The 14,829-nt window shown below is 56.1% G+C and carries 18 protein-coding genes; 6 read left to right on the top strand and 12 right to left on the bottom strand.

Annotated elements, in window-relative coordinates; translation table 11 throughout:
* Nucleotides 1-66: 66 nt before the first annotated feature.
* Complete coding sequence (locus tag GS12_RS13805; protein ID WP_034948009.1) at nt 67-561, bottom strand: CinA family protein; 495 nt, start codon at nt 559-561, stop codon at nt 67-69.
* 160 nt (nt 562-721) lie between these two features.
* On the opposite strand from GS12_RS13805, the gene GS12_RS25150 reads away from it, so the two are divergent.
* From GS12_RS25150 to GS12_RS13795, 3 genes are read left to right on the top strand one after another with little or no spacing between them, the layout of a single operon-like run.
* Nucleotides 722-853 (top strand): hypothetical protein, encoded by a 132-nt coding sequence (locus GS12_RS25150; protein WP_268747357.1) that lies wholly within the window; start codon nt 722-724, stop codon nt 851-853.
* Nucleotides 846-2,210 (top strand): cytochrome ubiquinol oxidase subunit I, encoded by a 1,365-nt coding sequence (locus tag GS12_RS13800; protein ID WP_052118462.1) that lies wholly within the window; start codon nt 846-848, stop codon nt 2,208-2,210. Before GS12_RS25150 ends, GS12_RS13800 begins: the two co-directional genes overlap by 8 nt.
* Nucleotides 2,203-3,141: a cytochrome d ubiquinol oxidase subunit II gene (locus GS12_RS13795; protein ID WP_052118459.1), complete on the top strand. Its 939-nt coding sequence runs from the start codon at nt 2,203-2,205 to the stop codon at nt 3,139-3,141. The genes GS12_RS13800 and GS12_RS13795 overlap by 8 nt, the downstream gene beginning before the upstream one ends.
* A gap of 2 nt (nt 3,142-3,143) precedes the next feature.
* On the opposite strand, the gene GS12_RS13790 is transcribed toward GS12_RS13795, so the two are convergent.
* The 7 genes from GS12_RS13790 to GS12_RS13760 form a co-directional block, all read right to left on the bottom strand.
* Nucleotides 3,144-3,935 (bottom strand): OBAP family protein, encoded by a 792-nt coding sequence (locus GS12_RS13790; protein WP_034948004.1) that lies wholly within the window; start codon nt 3,933-3,935, stop codon nt 3,144-3,146.
* Nucleotides 3,936-3,987: 52 nt separating this feature from the next.
* The gene (locus GS12_RS13785; protein ID WP_034948002.1) at nt 3,988-4,908 is read right to left on the bottom strand and encodes a manganese catalase family protein; all 921 of its coding nucleotides are present in this window, start codon (nt 4,906-4,908) and stop codon (nt 3,988-3,990) included.
* 72 nt (nt 4,909-4,980) lie between these two features.
* Nucleotides 4,981-5,487, bottom strand: coding sequence for a ferritin-like domain-containing protein (locus tag GS12_RS13780; RefSeq protein WP_200884523.1), 507 nt, complete (start codon nt 5,485-5,487; stop codon nt 4,981-4,983).
* Nucleotides 5,488-5,529: 42 nt separating this feature from the next.
* Nucleotides 5,530-6,006, bottom strand: a complete 477-nt coding sequence (locus GS12_RS13775) for a YciE/YciF ferroxidase family protein (protein WP_034912620.1) — start codon at nt 6,004-6,006, stop codon at nt 5,530-5,532.
* A gap of 266 nt (nt 6,007-6,272) precedes the next feature.
* Nucleotides 6,273-6,443 carry a con-10 family general stress protein gene (locus GS12_RS13770; RefSeq protein ID WP_034912621.1) on the bottom strand — a complete coding sequence of 57 codons (171 nt, stop codon included), beginning with the start codon at nt 6,441-6,443 and terminating at the stop codon, nt 6,273-6,275.
* A gap of 440 nt (nt 6,444-6,883) precedes the next feature.
* Complete coding sequence (locus GS12_RS13765) at nt 6,884-7,648, bottom strand: SDR family NAD(P)-dependent oxidoreductase (protein WP_034947996.1); 765 nt, start codon at nt 7,646-7,648, stop codon at nt 6,884-6,886.
* 83 nt (nt 7,649-7,731) lie between these two features.
* The gene (locus GS12_RS13760) at nt 7,732-8,424 is read right to left on the bottom strand and encodes an SDR family NAD(P)-dependent oxidoreductase (RefSeq protein ID WP_200884524.1); all 693 of its coding nucleotides are present in this window, start codon (nt 8,422-8,424) and stop codon (nt 7,732-7,734) included.
* Nucleotides 8,425-8,559: 135 nt separating this feature from the next.
* Between GS12_RS13760 and GS12_RS13755 the strand changes: the two genes are divergently transcribed.
* The 3 genes from GS12_RS13755 (at nt 8,560) to crcB (ending at nt 11,606) form a co-directional block, all read left to right on the top strand.
* Nucleotides 8,560-9,456, top strand: a complete 897-nt coding sequence (locus GS12_RS13755) for a LysR family transcriptional regulator (protein ID WP_034947990.1) — start codon at nt 8,560-8,562, stop codon at nt 9,454-9,456.
* A 164-nt stretch (nt 9,457-9,620) separates the two neighbouring features.
* Nucleotides 9,621-10,913, top strand: coding sequence for an MFS transporter (locus GS12_RS13750; protein ID WP_034947987.1), 1,293 nt, complete (start codon nt 9,621-9,623; stop codon nt 10,911-10,913).
* 315 nt (nt 10,914-11,228) lie between these two features.
* Nucleotides 11,229-11,606, top strand: a complete 378-nt coding sequence (gene crcB / locus GS12_RS13745) for a fluoride efflux transporter CrcB (protein WP_034947984.1) — start codon at nt 11,229-11,231, stop codon at nt 11,604-11,606.
* 5 nt (nt 11,607-11,611) lie between these two features.
* On the opposite strand, the gene GS12_RS13740 is transcribed toward crcB, so the two are convergent.
* The 4 genes from GS12_RS13740 to GS12_RS13725 form a co-directional block, all read right to left on the bottom strand.
* The gene (locus GS12_RS13740) at nt 11,612-12,379 is read right to left on the bottom strand and encodes a hypothetical protein (protein ID WP_034947981.1); all 768 of its coding nucleotides are present in this window, start codon (nt 12,377-12,379) and stop codon (nt 11,612-11,614) included.
* 1 nt (nt 12,380) lies between these two features.
* Complete coding sequence (locus tag GS12_RS13735; RefSeq protein WP_034918898.1) at nt 12,381-12,578, bottom strand: hypothetical protein; 198 nt, start codon at nt 12,576-12,578, stop codon at nt 12,381-12,383.
* A gap of 87 nt (nt 12,579-12,665) precedes the next feature.
* Entirely contained in the window at nt 12,666-14,117 is a 1,452-nt protein-coding gene (locus GS12_RS13730) for a sugar porter family MFS transporter (protein WP_034947977.1), read from the bottom strand.
* 206 nt (nt 14,118-14,323) lie between these two features.
* A complete protein-coding gene (locus GS12_RS13725) occupies nt 14,324-14,635 on the bottom strand; it encodes a hypothetical protein (protein ID WP_051936981.1) in 312 nt (103 codons plus the stop codon).
* Nucleotides 14,636-14,829: the final 194 nt, after the last annotated feature.

Genomic DNA, 14,829 nt, shown 5'->3' with positions numbered 1-14,829 from the left:
CTGTTGCGATGGAAACATGAGCAGATATTCTCTGGTGAATCCCGTCAGTCGCGTCATAAAACGCAATTACGCCGGGTGATGCAACAGCTGGCGGCAGCGCTCCAGCGCAAACAACGCCGCCTGATGAATAACCGCCTCGCTCTCGCCGCGGAAGTACTTCATCTCGCTTTGCACCCGACCATCGGGAAATGCCCAGGCAAACCAGACGGTGCCCGCTGGCGTACCGTCTTCGCCGCCGTCCGGCCCGGCATAGCCGGTTATCGCCAGGCTCACCGCCTCGCCGGTCAGCGCCTTCGCGCCAGTGGCCATTTCGCGCACGGTGGTTTCGCTCACGGCGGTATATTCACGCAGCGTCCCGGCAGAGACGTTAAGCACCCGATGTTTGGCCTCATCGGTGTAGGTCACCAGCCCGGTAGTAAAGAAATCACCACTGCCCGGCGCGGCGCCGAGCGCCATACTCACCAGGCCGGCGGTACATGACTCTGCCGTAACACTTTTTAACGCCATTGCTTTTAGCGCTTTACCTAACGCTTCCGCCGCATCGACCAGTTGTTTATTCATTGCCGCTCCTTGCCTGACATAAAAAAATCTTATCTGAGAAGTATAGATAATCGCGACAGAGGCGGGATCCCCTGCCAGCGACTACGCTGGAAAGTACATAACGTTGCAAAGAAATGGAAAGGGCGCAGGGAAGCGCGCTTTGCCCTGTCGGAGCCATGAAATGAGCCATATCACCTGCACCCTTACCTGCGAGGGGCAACGGCTGTGGGGGCTGTGTGCGGTTTCCGCCTCGCTGGAGAGCAGCCCGCAAAAGCCCATCACCCGCAATAGTGGGGGAAAAAGCCATGCCTGATGCCGATCTGACGCTGCTACTGTCGCGCGGGCAGTTTGCGGTGACGATCGGGCTGCATATTGTGCTCGCCGCCTTTGCGCTGGGTTTGGCGCAGTTTCTGGCCTTTTTTGAGGGAATGTGGCTGTGGACAGGCGATCGGCGCTATCGCAGCCTCTATCGCTTCTGGCTGAAGATTTTTGCGCTGACTATCGCCGTCGGCACCGTCTCGGGGGGGGTGATGGAGTTTCAGTTTGCCACCAACTGGAGCGAGCTGGTGCGGCGAACTGGCGGCATTCTCGGCCCGCTGATGCTGTATGAGGTGCTGGTGGCATTTTTTATGGAGTCGGCGCTGGCCGGGGTGATGATTTTCGGGCTGGATCGCATCCGCCCGGGCGTGCACTTCCTGGTGACGCTGCTGGTGGCGCTGGGCGCGTTGATCAGCGCTTTCTGGATCCTCGCAGCCAACTCCTGGATGCAGACGCCGACCGGTTTTACGCTTGATGCGGCGGGCATCCTTCAGCCGGAGAGCTGGCTGACCATTCTTCTCGCGCCCTCGTTCCCGTGGCGGCTGACGCACATGGTGCTGGCCGCGCTGCTGGCTACGGCTTTTCTGGTGGCGGGCGTGGGTGCGTGGCGGCTGCTGAAAGGAATAGAGCCGGAAACCGCGCGCCTGATGCTGTCGCTGGCAATGTGGCTGGCGCTGATCCTGATGCCCGTGCAGATTATTATTGGCGATCTGCACGGCGAAAACACGCTGGAATATCAGCCGCAGAAAGTGGCGGCGATGGAGGGCAACTGGCGCAGACCGCCGCAGGGCGAAGGCGAACCGCTGCGGCTGTTCGCCATTCCCGATGCAGAGGCGCAGCGCAACAGGGCGGAGGTAGCCATACCGGATATCGCTTCGCTCTATTTGCGGCACAATCTGCACGGCCACATTCAGAGCCTGAGCGAGTTTCCCAAAACCGATCTGCCGCCGGTGGCGCTGGTGTTTTTTGCTTTTCGTTTGATGGTTGGCCTGGGCATCATCATGTTTGCCGCCAGCCTGGCCGTTTTTCTCCTGCGCCTGCGCAAAAGGCTGTACGGCGCGCGCTGGCTGCTGAAAAGCCTGGTGCTGCTGTCGCCGGCGGGCTTTGCGGCGATGCTGGCGGGCTGGGTAGTCACCGAGGTGGGCCGACAGCCGTGGGCAGTGTGGGGCGTTCTGCGCACCGCGCAGGGTGTTTCGCCGCTGCCTTCCGCCTGGGTCAGCGCGTCGCTGACCGCCGTGGTGATTATCTATGCCATCGCCTTTGCCGCCGGTCTGCGCTACTTCCTGCACTATGTTGCTTCCCCCCTGCCGCCGGACAACGCAGCCGGTAAGGAGAAAGAGGGTGATGCTTAATCTCCCGGATCTGGCCGCCGCCGCGCTGGCCTTTACCCTGATGATGTACGTGCTGCTGGACGGTGCCGATCTTGGCGTTGGCATGCTGTTTGGATGGTTTCACGGTGAGGAGGAGCGGCATCGACTGGCGCTCACCATCCTGCCTCTCTGGGACGCCAACGAAACCTGGCTGGTGCTGCTGGCGGGCGGCCTGCTGGCGCTCTTTCCGGCGGCGGCCGCGCAGCTGTTTACCGCGCTTTATATTCCGCTGTTTATTATGCTTTTTGCGCTGTTTGTCCGCGCCTTTGCGCTGGAGTACCGGGGTCACGCTTCGGCGCGGACGAAGCGCCTGCTGGATCGCGCTTTTGCGCTTGGCTCGGCAACGGCGGCATTCTTTCAGGGCGCGCTGACGGGGGCAATGCTGAACGGCGTGTCGTCCGGCAGTTGGTTCTCATTAACGTCGGCGCTCTGCGGCTGCGGCGCGATGGCCGGTTACCTGCTGCTGGGCTGCTGCTGGACGCGCTGGCGGCTGGGGGGCGAAACCGGCGAACGCGCCAGCCTGCTCGCCGGGTTGTTTCTGGTTATCGCCATTGTGATGACGATCGGCGTGGCGCTGTTGCTTCCTGCGCGACTGGAGGCAACCTGGCACTTTGCGGCCGGGAAAGCGTTCTGCGCAGCGGCGGGCGCGCTGTGCATTGCGCTGCCTGTACTGCTGTACGGTGAGCGTCCTTTTGCCCCGTTGCTGGCGGCGCTGCTGCTCACCGTGTGCTGGCTGGCGGCCGGGATGCTGAGCGTCTGGCCGTGGCTGATCCCCGATCTTCTGCCGCTAAACGCAACCGCCGCGTCGCCGGTTGCGCAGCGCTTTGTGCTGTGGGGACTGGCGGTGGTGATGCCCCTGACGCTTGCCTATAACAGCTGGGCGTTCCGGGTGCTGAAAGGCAGGGTCATCTGACATCAGGGAATTTTGCCTTTTTCCGCCTGCTCAGACGTCGTAAAACCGGTATGGCCTTCGGCATGCTCACCCGCGCCCTTCACGCGTTTGAGCTGAATAACATCGCCCTGTTGCCAGGCGTCAGCGCCTTTCACCACCGGATCGGCGACGATATCGCTGCGCTCCTGACGGATTTTTTTGGTATCGGTATCGAATCGCTTATCGCGATCGACCAGCAGACGCGAGTCCATCTGGCCATCGGCGGTGAAGCCCATCATCAGCGAGGGAATGCCGAGCGGGAGCGTCTTGTCGCGATCGGTGTGCCAGGTGTGCCACGTTTTGCCATAGGTGTTCACAATCTTTCTCATCAACGGTTTTTCAGCGGCGGCGGGCAGGCCGGGAGCGATCAGACTGCCGGATTTCACCTCGTACTGATGGCTGTGCCAGAGCTTTTTCTCTTCCGGCGGCAGCGTGGCGAAAAGGCGTGCGCTGATAATGTATTCCACGCCCATCAGATGTGCGTCACGGGTGTTTCCGTCGTAGATCACCGCCTGCATCACGTCATTGTTGAGTATGGTGATGTAGTGGTGCGCTTCCATCTGGCCATTTTTGTCGCCGTTGTAGAAGTGAAAACCGTCGAGATAGGCATTCATCGCATCAATTGGCGGACGTGACTGAAGGAGCGCCGCGCCCGTATCCAGCGCCTGAAGTTTTGCCGAGGTTGGCGCGCCGGGTGAAGTCACCTGCGGCGGCGTGTTGGCGCCGCATCCGGCGAGCAGTAGCAGGGAACAAAAGAGGGGAGAGAGTCGTTGCATCAGCGTTTTCCTTGCCGGGAAGAAACAGGCGACCGGGAGGCCGCCCTGAAAACTATTTCTTTTTTGCCGGCGCGCGGCTGCGCTTTTTCGGCGCTGAATCATTTTCGATGGGGGGTACTGCACCAATATCCGTCCCCGTCACCGGATTGACCGCAGGATCGGACGCGGTGCGCGCAATCATGCTGTCGAGATTCCTCTGCTGTTCAGCGGGTAACGTAACGCTGGCGCTGCCGTCGCCACCATCCACTGCCGGGCCGGGATCGGCAACATAGTTGAAATTCTCATCGGAATTCCAGCTTCCGCGCACTTCACCCCCTTCAGACATGTTGTAGTAGGTGCTGGCGTACTTCTCAATCGGTGGCAGTTTGCCCGGCGGGAAGTTATTGCGAATAGAGTAAAGCGCCTTCTCAAAGGAGATCTGATGCGCGACTTCTCGCGTCATTAAAAAACCCAGCGCATCTTTTACGCCCGGATCGTCCGTCAGATTAATCAGGCGCTCATAAATGATTTTCGCTCGCGCTTCGGCTGCGATGTTGGAGCGCAGATCGGCCGTCACTTCGCCAATGGTATCAATGTAGGCTGCCGTCCACGGCGCGCCAGCGGAGTTAGTCAGCGCCGGGCCGCCGCCATACAAAAGCGAGGTCAGGTGACTGTCATTGCCCTTGCCACTCAGCGAGCGATAAAGGTCGCCTTCCTTTTCAGTACCTTCAGCAAGGTCGCCCTTCGCGCCCTTATTGAGCATGCCCACCAGCGATCCAATGATTTCCAGATGGCTCAACTCTTCGGTGGCGATATCCATTAACAGATCTTTACGACTCGGATCGTCATCACTCAGGCCCTGGGTGAAGTAGCGACAGGCGGCAGCCAGCTCGCCCTGCGGGCCGCCAAACTGTTCCAGAAGAAGATTTGCCAGCCCCGGATTGGGGCCAGCCACCCTGACGGTGTACTGCAATTGTTTTACATGTCTGAACATAGCTCACTCGACTTAGAGAAAATTTCAAAAAAAAGCCGCGCGATGGCGGCCTGTTTCCGTGGGGGCACGGTTCTATTTCTTGGCTTCTACGCCTGGCGCGGCAGAGCGCACCAGGAACTGCTCGGTCACATCCGGCAGATGTTTCAACGACCAGTCGGCCATCGCCACTTCCTGCTCACGGATTTGAGAAAAAATGCGTGCACCCTCTACGTCACCCACCACTTCGGCAGCAGCGATCAGGGAGGTGTAGCTGGCGATTTCAAGATTTTCAAAAACGTAACCGCTGATAGCGCCTTTAACCACTTCGTCATCGGCCATCATGCCGCCCATCGCCTGTCCAAACGCAGACAGTTTGCCCAGCGTGTCTTTGAAGGTTGAACTGGAGGTATCAAAACGGTCGATCACCGACTGCACCATTACCTGCTGCTGACGCGTTTCTTCGATATGCTGCTGAATGCGCGCTTTCAAATCCGGGTAGTGCTCCAGGCGATCGGCCATTTTTTCCAGCATGCTTTCTGCCTGTTTTTCCATGGCATGGGCGTCTTTCACCCACGCCAGGTAGTTTTCTTCATTGGTCATGATCCCGGTCTCCGTAAATGTTGTGTCGAAGACGCTGCGCCGTTAAGCCTGCTGTTCCGCAATAACGGTCAGCTTCTCATCGGTCGCTTTTTCTTCTTTCAGCGTTTCAGCCAGCAGACGCGCCGCCTCTTTGTAACCCAGCTTCACGGCCAGGGCATAGAGCGTGCCGTAGGTGGCGATTTCATAGTGCTCAACTTTCTGCGCTGCGCCGATCAGGCCTGCATCACGTACCGGGCCAGCCTCAACCGAATCGATAATTTCCTGCGCTTCTTCAGCAAGGCCTTCCAGCGCATGACACTTCATTCGTTTGATTTTTAAACCGTCGGTGATCTCAACCAACTGGTCAAGACGTTCGATCTGCCCCTGAGTTTCTTCAAGGTGTTGTTTAAACGCGGCAACCAGTTTTTCATCCGTTGCGGCACGCGCCATTTTTGGCAAAGCGCGGGTAATCTGTTTTTCTGCACTGTAAACGTCTGACAAATCATGAATAAATAAATCTTCGAGGGTTTTAATTGTCATAATTAACCTTTTTTAATCGTCGGGAAATAAATCCGGAGGTGTTTTTTAAATTCAAATAAAGCATAGTTGATAAAAGGATAAGGAAACGAGAAATGCATAATAAATAAAGTATTAAGACTAATCTTAGATAAAATGAATTTATAAACCAGCCTGTTACCTTTCTGCCATTAATTTTCATAAAAATAAAACCCGCAATCCATAAAAGTGATGGCGGGTTTTACTTAGCGTTAATGCTAACTACATGTTATGCAAAAGGTTAAAAGCGACTATTTTTTCTGGCCGCCTTTTTTGCCCGCTTCAGAGGCTTTTTCGGGATCGTTTTTGAAATTACCGCTTCCGCTCCCGCTGTTACTGCTTTTTCCGCCTTTTTTACCGGCTTCTGAGGCTTTTTCACGATCTTCGGCAAAATTACCGGCATTTCCACGATGCTGAGTCATATCAATTTATTCCTCTTCATGTTTAAAAGCTCCACCGATTGTCATAATGTTCCGTACCATAATTTCATGGGCAGGAATCGGTGAACGTCGTGCATTAATAAATCTAGCAAGCGTTTCGTTATTTGCAATGTCTGCAAGAAAAAATCTTGTGCCGTTTTATTTCTATTAACCTGATGAAGTTAAAGCGTATTTAAAAATAAGCGAAGCCGCAGTTTATATTTTGAAATACAGAGTTTGCATAAAAATCAACGGATAACGCGGGTGAGAAAATATCAATTAAATTTCAGAGGCGTCCCTCCTCTGAAGGATAAAACAGGCGGGAACCAGAGCGTGCCGGTACCGCCCTCAGAACACCACACCTGACCAGAGGTGTGGCTGTTTTCATTGGACGCCAGCGTGACATAAAGCGGTGCGATTTCAGCGGGCTGCCCAATACTCGCTTACGCCTGTTTTGGCTGGCCGTTTGATGCGGTCAGGCCGCCGTCAACCGGCAGATTCGCACCGGTAATGTAGCGTGCGTCGTCGCTGGCAATAAATGCAATGGCGTCGGCAATATCTTCCGGTTCGCCTGCGCGATTCAGCGGGATCCGCTCATAGAATTTATTCAGCAGCGATGTATCGTTTTTCATCTCTTCAGTGAGGTCGGTAAAGGTGAAGCCGGGGCAGATCGCGTTGACGCGAACGCCATCTTCGCCGTAATCCATCGCCAGCGAGCGGGTGAAATTGGTCACCGCGCCTTTCGCCGCGTTATAGACGCTCATGCCCCAGTCGCCGCCCAGACCGGAAACCGACGAAATATTCACCACGTTGCCTTTGCTCTTCAGCAGGGCAGGCATAAAGTAGTGCACACAGTGATAAACGCCGTCCAGATCCACCTTCATCAGCTTTTTCCAGTCGTCCGGTTCGATCTCATGAATGCGCCCCTGCACAATGACGCCAGCGTTATTGACCAGCACGTCAACGCGCCCGTACTTATCCAGCACCTTCTGCGCCAGCGTCTTGACGTCATCCGCTTCGCCCACGTCGCCGGGGGCGACAAGATGGTCACCCGCGTCGAGCGTTTTCAGCGTTTTTTCCAGCTTTTCGGCCGTACGACCGATTAACACCACGGAGGCGCCTTCGCTGGCGAAACGTCGGGCCGTTGCTGCGCCGATCCCTGAACCTGCACCGGTTATGACCACTATTTTTTTCTCGAAACGCGCCATTTTTTCCTCCATTTTTTCGCTAAGTCGGTACTAAACCTGGCAAACATGGCGCGAAGTGCAAGTGAGATTTCCCTTCAGAATGTTTACCAGGGCACCTCGCGGCCAAGGTAGTCGAGATAATGCAGCCCGGTGCGGCCTTCGCTGGCGGTAAGGGTATCAATCAGCGCCGGAATGCTCTCCTCAATAGTCAGGCGGGCATCGGGGCCGCCCATATCGGTGCGCACCCAGCCCGGTGCCATCAGCAGTAGCGTTTCTGGCGCATCGCCCTGGCGTGCGGCAAAACTGCGCATAAACATATTCAGCGCGGCTTTGCTGCTACGGTAGACATCATATTGCCCGTTGGTGTTATTAGTAAGGCTGCCCTGACCGGAGGACATTACGGCGATCGTGCCGCCCGGCTTCACGCAATTTTTCAGGCGTTCAATCACCCTGATCGGGCTCAGCGCATTCGTCACCATCACCCTGACAAACTCCTCAGTTGAGACGTCGGCGGCTGTTTCGCTATCGTCATTTTTAACGCCAGCGTTAACGAACAGAACATCCACGCGCGTGGTGCCGAGTCGGCTGCGCAACGCGTCGACCTCATCCGGTTGCGTAATATCCACCGCGTCGACATGCAGCAGAGCAGGGTAGCGTGCCGCCAGCGCAGAGAGCGCCTCGCGTGAGTTTTCCCGTCCGGTGGCGATCACCTGAACACCACGCTTCAGATACTCCTCCGCCATCGCAAAGCCCAGACCGCGCGAGGCGCCAATCAGTAAAACCGTTTTTTGTGCCATCATCCTTCTCCTCATTGACAGGCAAGCGAGCGTGCTGATGATAAAAGATACGCTGAAGGCAGACAGGGCGGAAGGCGCAGGGGATGCACGTTATACCTGCACCAGACGCCATCTGTCACGATAACAGGAGGCAAGATGGATGAACCTGATTTCAACTTGCTGATGGCGCTGGATAACCTGCTGGCGGAGGAGAGCGTGGCCGGCGCCGCGCGGCGCCTGGGGCTCAGCGCGTCCGCCATGAGCCGTACCCTCGCGCGCCTGCGCGCTGTCACCGGCGATCCGCTGCTGGTGCGGGCCGGGCGCGTCATGGTGCTGACGCCTTATGCACAGGCGATCCGTGAGCGAACCCGTCAGGCCGTCTCAGAAGCGCAGGCCATTTTGCGCCCTGCGTTTTCGGAAATAAGTCTCCCGACGCTGGAACGCACCTTCATGCTGCGAACCAACGACGGATTCGTCGAGGCATTTGGCGCGCGGCTGATCGCGGCGGCGGCAGAGCTGGCGCCGCGGGTGCGTCTGTGCTTTGTGCCCAAACCGGAAAAAAGCGCGAAGCCGCTACGTGATGGCACAGTCGATCTTGAAATCGGCGTGCTGGGTGAAACGGGACCGGAAATCCGTTTGCAGGGACTGTTCCGGGATCGTTTTATTGGCGTGGTCAGAAAAGGGCATCCGCTGATAAAGAGCGTCACGCCGGAAGGCTTCGCCGCCGCCGCACACGTGGTCGCTTCCCGGCGGGGTATCGCCAGCGGGCCGGTGGACGAGGCACTGGCGAAACTGGGGCTTGAGCGGAAAGTGTCCGCCGTGGTGGCCAGCTTTCAGGCTGCGCTGGCCGTGGCGATAAGCTCCGATCTGGTGGCGCAGGTGCCGGCCTCGTTCATCATGCATCAGCCCGACAGGCATGCCGCGCTGGAGGCGTTTGAACTGCCGATCAGCGTCGAGGGCTTTACCGTTTCGCAGATGTGGCATCCGCGTTCAGAAGCCGATTCTGCACATCGATGGCTCCGCCAGTTGATTAATAGGGTCTGTCGTCAATAAAGGGGCCACATAGCCCGCAAATGCTGCGCGCCGACAGGGCCGTCCTGTATACGTAACACACTGTCTTTGATGTTTTTTACCGGGGTCCTTGGCCCTGTTCACAGATTACGTCTACTGTTATTGTTCTGGTAAATGGTTACCAATGAAGGCGACAGGGAGCCGTAATGAAAAAAGTCCTCGGCACATTCTTACCGCTCTATACCACCACGCTGTTAATGCTGCTCGGTTCAGGCCTGTTGACCACCTGGGTTTCATTGCGCCTCGCGCATGAGCAGGTGAGCGGCGGGGTAATCGGGGCAATCATTGCTGCCCATTACATCGGCCTGGTTATTGGCGGCAAGGTGGGGCACAACCTGATCGCCCGCGTCGGACATATTCGCACCTATGTCTCCTGTGCCGGGATCATTACCGCCTCGGTGCTCGGCCACGGTTTGACTGAGTTTCTGCCGCTGTGGATCTTTCTGCGGCTGATTATCGGTCTGTGTATGATGTGCCAGTACATGGTGCTGGAGAGCTGGCTTAACGATCAGTCAGAAGCCAGCCAGCGCGGGATGATATTTGGTTTATACATGGTGGCAACTTACCTCGGCCTGTCGGCCGGGCAGATTATTCTGATGTCGCCGCTCGGCACCGACAGCAGCAGCCTGTTGATTGTGGCGCTCTGTTTCGCACTCTGCCTGGTGCCGATTGCACTTACTACCCGCACGCATGCGCATCCGTTGTCGCCTGCGCCAATGGAGCTGGGCTACTTCGTGCATGCCATTCCTCAAATTTTAGTGATGACGCTGGTGATCGGCATGGCGGTCGGGGCATTTTACGGGATGGCGCCGGTCTACATCAGCCAGCTGGGTTTCAGTACCCGGCAGGCCGGTCTGTTTATGGGCATCACCATCTTCGCCGGGCTGGTGTCGCAGTTTCCCCTGAGCTGGCTCTCTGACCGTGTCAGTCGCCCGCGCCTGCTGTTTTATACCGGCGTGCTTTACGTGCTGGCTGCGCTGCCGCTGACGCTACCGGCGCATTTTTCGTTTTTCTGGGTGGCGTTAATTGCTTTTATCGCCAGTATGATGCAGTTCTCACTCTATCCGCTGGTAGTGGCGATGGCTAACGACAGCGTGGTGCCGGAGCGGCGCGTCTCGCTGACCGCCTGCCTGCTGATGGCGTTTGGTATAGGCGCGTGTATCGGGCCGCTGGTCATCGGCGCGCTGATGCAGCCGCTGGGCGGCAACATGCTCTATCTCTTTTTCTGCCTTTGCGGCGTGCTGATTGCCACGCTGGCGGGCTTCAGCAGCCGACGCCGCACGGTGAGTAACGAGTTGCCCATTCCGCACGTGCCGATGCCGGATACGATGGCCAGCTCACCGCTGGCGGCCGCGCTCAATCCCAATATTGCCGAAGAGGAGATTCAGTCGGTGATGGTCAATAACGATGAAACCACGGAAGAGAATGTGGCCGGGTGACCCGCGTTTTTTATAAAAAGCGCCGATTCGGTATTAATTTAATAGTGAAATCAACGGATAAACTTTCAAAAAATACGTCGGAAAACAGAGTGGTAGTATCTAAGGAAAATCCGAAAGTTGATCGCATTATCTAAATGTTTATACTCAGATCACTTAAACGCTGCTTCAGGAGTGGTTATGAGGGAACGCCTGTCAGCCAGAGGGAAAATCTGGCTTGCTGTGATCGTCTGCTGTGCGCTGTTCTGGAGTCTGTTGTTCTGGATTTTGTGATAGTAAACTCCACAACGATGTCCAATTTCTGATGATGAGAAGCTGATGGTGAAGTCTTTAGTCGCCGTAATAGTTGGTGGTTCGCTGGGATGCGTTATCCGCTGGCTGTTGGGTGTACGTCTCAACGCGCTCTTTCCTAATCTGCCGCCCGGCACGCTGATCGTTAATCTGCTTGGCGGGTTTATCATTGGCGGCGCGATGGCCTGGTTCCTGCGTCATCCGCAACTCGATCCGGCCTGGAAGCTGTTAATCGCCACCGGTCTGTGCGGCGGCATGACCACTTTTTCCACTTTTTCTCTGGAGATCATGACGCTGCTTCAGGCCGGTAACTATACGTGGGCAATGGCGTCGGTGCTTATTCACGTCGTGGGCTCATTGCTGATGACCTTCGCCGGTTTCTGGCTGGTATCGCTGATGCTGTAGGCGAATCAGTCCACGTTTTGCGACTCTAACGCCAGCGCGCTGGCGGTCGCCGCGTCAAACAGCGACAGACTCTCTACCTGATCGAGCATGATCACTTTACGAAATGCCATGGCAGACTTCGGCTCGGAATCGAGGGTAATGCCATGCTCAGCGTAATATTTGCTGTAGTTGTGCTCAATGTGCAGGTTGAGCGTTTCGCCGTCCCGGTAGCCGCTGAGCATCGGGATCAGCACCAGGTTGGCCGTTGAGGGGAGTTCATAATGCGCGGTATGGATCATGCCGATATAGATCCGCCGCGATTTCAGCGTGACCCAGGCCAGCTCACCCTCTTCCATGCACTGATAGAGCAGCCCTTCAACGCCGTTCGCGCGCGTCAGATTTTTATAGAGCTTTTTACGTCCTTCGCTGCTTAGTTTAGCGCTGCCTGACCAGTTTGAACGGTAGACGCAGAAGACAATAGCAAAACTCAGCATGACGACAACCGGCGCCTGAATGCCCAAAAAGCTCCAGGTCATAAATTCAATTTGCCAGTGATAATGCACGCCTTCGCCCAGCGCCGGAACCGCATTCATCACCGCCGACGCCGCCAGCAGCAGTATCCAGACGATCCCGGTGGCGATCACCCCCTGCAAAACGAAGATGCAGCCATAGAGCGCCACCAGAAAATAGACGTCCCAGCCAAACGAGCGTTTGATTTTGAAGCGGGTAGTGAGGTCGCGGCTGGTGTACCAGTAGCCACAGACCATCAACACCATAAATATCGCCGTTCCCATTTTACGCCCTCTTCAACGCATTCACGTGGCGGGCAAAGTCCTCATGCACTTCTTTGCTGTAAATATTGACGGTTGCGCTGCCGTCTTCATCAATCAGAATGCGCTCGTCATCTTCAATCGATTCGGCGATGTCGCGCTGGCTCATCACCTGCAACAGCAGTTCCGGACTTGAAAACAGAGAGAGTAGAAATTTAAACACGGTTTTGCTCCAAATATTGTCTTCACCAAGTCTGGCAGGCGCAGAAGATCTGCGCCATGAGAACAATGTGAATCTGACACCGCAGGCTTACTGGCCCGGCTGCGGCGCCGGATCATCCTGAAGCTCTTTTTTGAAGTGTTTTTCTAACTGCTCAAGCGATTTGCCCTGCGTTTCCGGGGCAAACATCACTGCGAAAATACCCCCGGCGACGCCGACGGCGGCAAAGATGAAGAAGCTGGTTGTCAGCCCTAATCCCTCCAGCATAATCGGGAACATAAACGCAATGGAGAAGTTAGTCATCTGCATGGCGAAAACCGAAATACCGTTTGCCGTACCGCGAATGCGCATCGGAAACATTTCAGACAGCAGCAGCCAGGTGACCGGCGACAGCGCACCCTGCTGGAAGCAGAGAAATACCAGCATTCCGCCCAGCACCAGGTAGCTGCGCACCACGTCAGGATGCCCGTTTACCGTTTCCGGCATCATCAGCATGATAAGACCGATGACAAACAGCGTACAGGTACAGCCAATCTGACCGACCAGCAATAACGGGCGTCGCCCGAAGCGGCTGAGCAGCATGATACCCACAAAGGTCATGATCACCGAGATCACCCCGTTGGCGATGGTCGCCATCAGCGAGGCGTTGGTGCCCAGGCCTGTCGCCTGAAGCATGGTCGGCGCGTAAAACATAATGGTATTCACGCCCGAGAGCTGTTGCAGCATAGCGATACCGATGCCCAGCGCCACCAGCCGCTTCATCCACACCGAGATGGTTTTCTGTCGACGCGCATGTTTATCATTAAGCGAGGTGAAAGACTGACGAATCTCCTTCATCTCTTTCTCGACATGCCGTGAGGCCCGCGTGCGCTCCAGCACGTCGCGCGCTTCGCGATAGCGACCATGCATGGCGTACCAGCGCGGCGTATCCGGCAGAAAAAGCATGCCAACCCACAGAATGACCGCCGGGACGCAGGCCACGCCGAGCATCCAGCGCCAGGTGGTTTCGCCGCCCCAGACTTCATTGATGGCGGCGTTGCTGGTGTAGGCAATGAGCTGTCCGGAAACAATCATCAGCTCCTGAAGAGTGACAAACTGCCAGCGTCGGTTAGCGGGAACGATTTCCGCAATGTAGATCGGCACAATAGCCGCCGCGCCGCCAACGGCCAGGCCAAGCGTAAAGCGAAACGCGATCATGACCTCAACGTTCGGGGCCATTGCACAGCCCAGCGAGCCGATCATAAAGACGATAGCCATCAGCAGGATAATCTTTTTGCGGCCAAAACGATCCGCAACGCGCCCGGCGCAAATCGCGCCAATCGCCGATCCCAGGATCAGAAAGCTGGTGACCATGCCCGTAGTGACCGATGTCAGATGCAGATCGTGCTTCATAAACAGCAGTGCACCCGCTATAACGCCGGTATCGTAGCCAAACAGCAGCCCGCCCAGCGTGGCGATAAACGCAATGACTTTTACCAGCGGTTCGGTCGCTTGCGTCTTCGACGTCTCATTCTGCGGCCCGCTTTTCAAATTAACCGTCACATCTTACTCCCTGAATAATTGATAGGCGAAATGACATGTGACGTAGATCACATGCATGATAAATCTATGTCACGCTGAGAATTGTGCCAGGAAAAGCATGAATTAAATTTCAGAGAGGGCATTTGCAGGGTGAAAAACGGCGCCGGAGATAGCGCCGGCGCATATTTTATTGTGACCGGGTGTTGGTCAGAAACAGGGCGATCGCGTTAATGCGTCATGGCAACGCGACGAGATTCGCGATTAAACTGTATGACCGGGTTTTCCTGGTGCGTTGAAACTTCACATTCCTGGTTATATTCAGCAAGCCAGTTCAGATACTCTTCCATGACCAGCGTCGTATTCTCTCCGCTCTGGGTGGTGCGAATATAGAGCTGGGCAGCGGGACGCGAGTTGTCCTGAATATAGATTTCGTATTTTTTATCCCATGCTGGCGTATCAGGGCGTTCGCGCAGGATGACATCGTTAAAGCGCAGATGCTGCCAGCGCGTCAGGCGTTGGTAAAAGTGTTTTTTATTCATGACGGATTAACCTCTCCGTTTTTTTTGTCATTACTGTGTTGTTCTCTGCACAATGTGTTTACACCGTTGAGTTGGCGCATTTTTGAGCAGAGGGGTAGCGACAGCGCCCCGTTTCAGAGACCCTGGTTGCTTAAATGTAGTAGAAATCCTTCTCCACGCCACTTGGCATCTTGTTTTCAGATATTTCCCTGATG

The sequence above is a fragment of the Erwinia oleae genome, assembly GCF_000770305.1.
Lineage (GTDB): Bacteria > Pseudomonadota > Gammaproteobacteria > Enterobacterales > Enterobacteriaceae > Erwinia > Erwinia oleae.
This window is presented reverse-complemented; position numbering and strand designations above follow the sequence as displayed.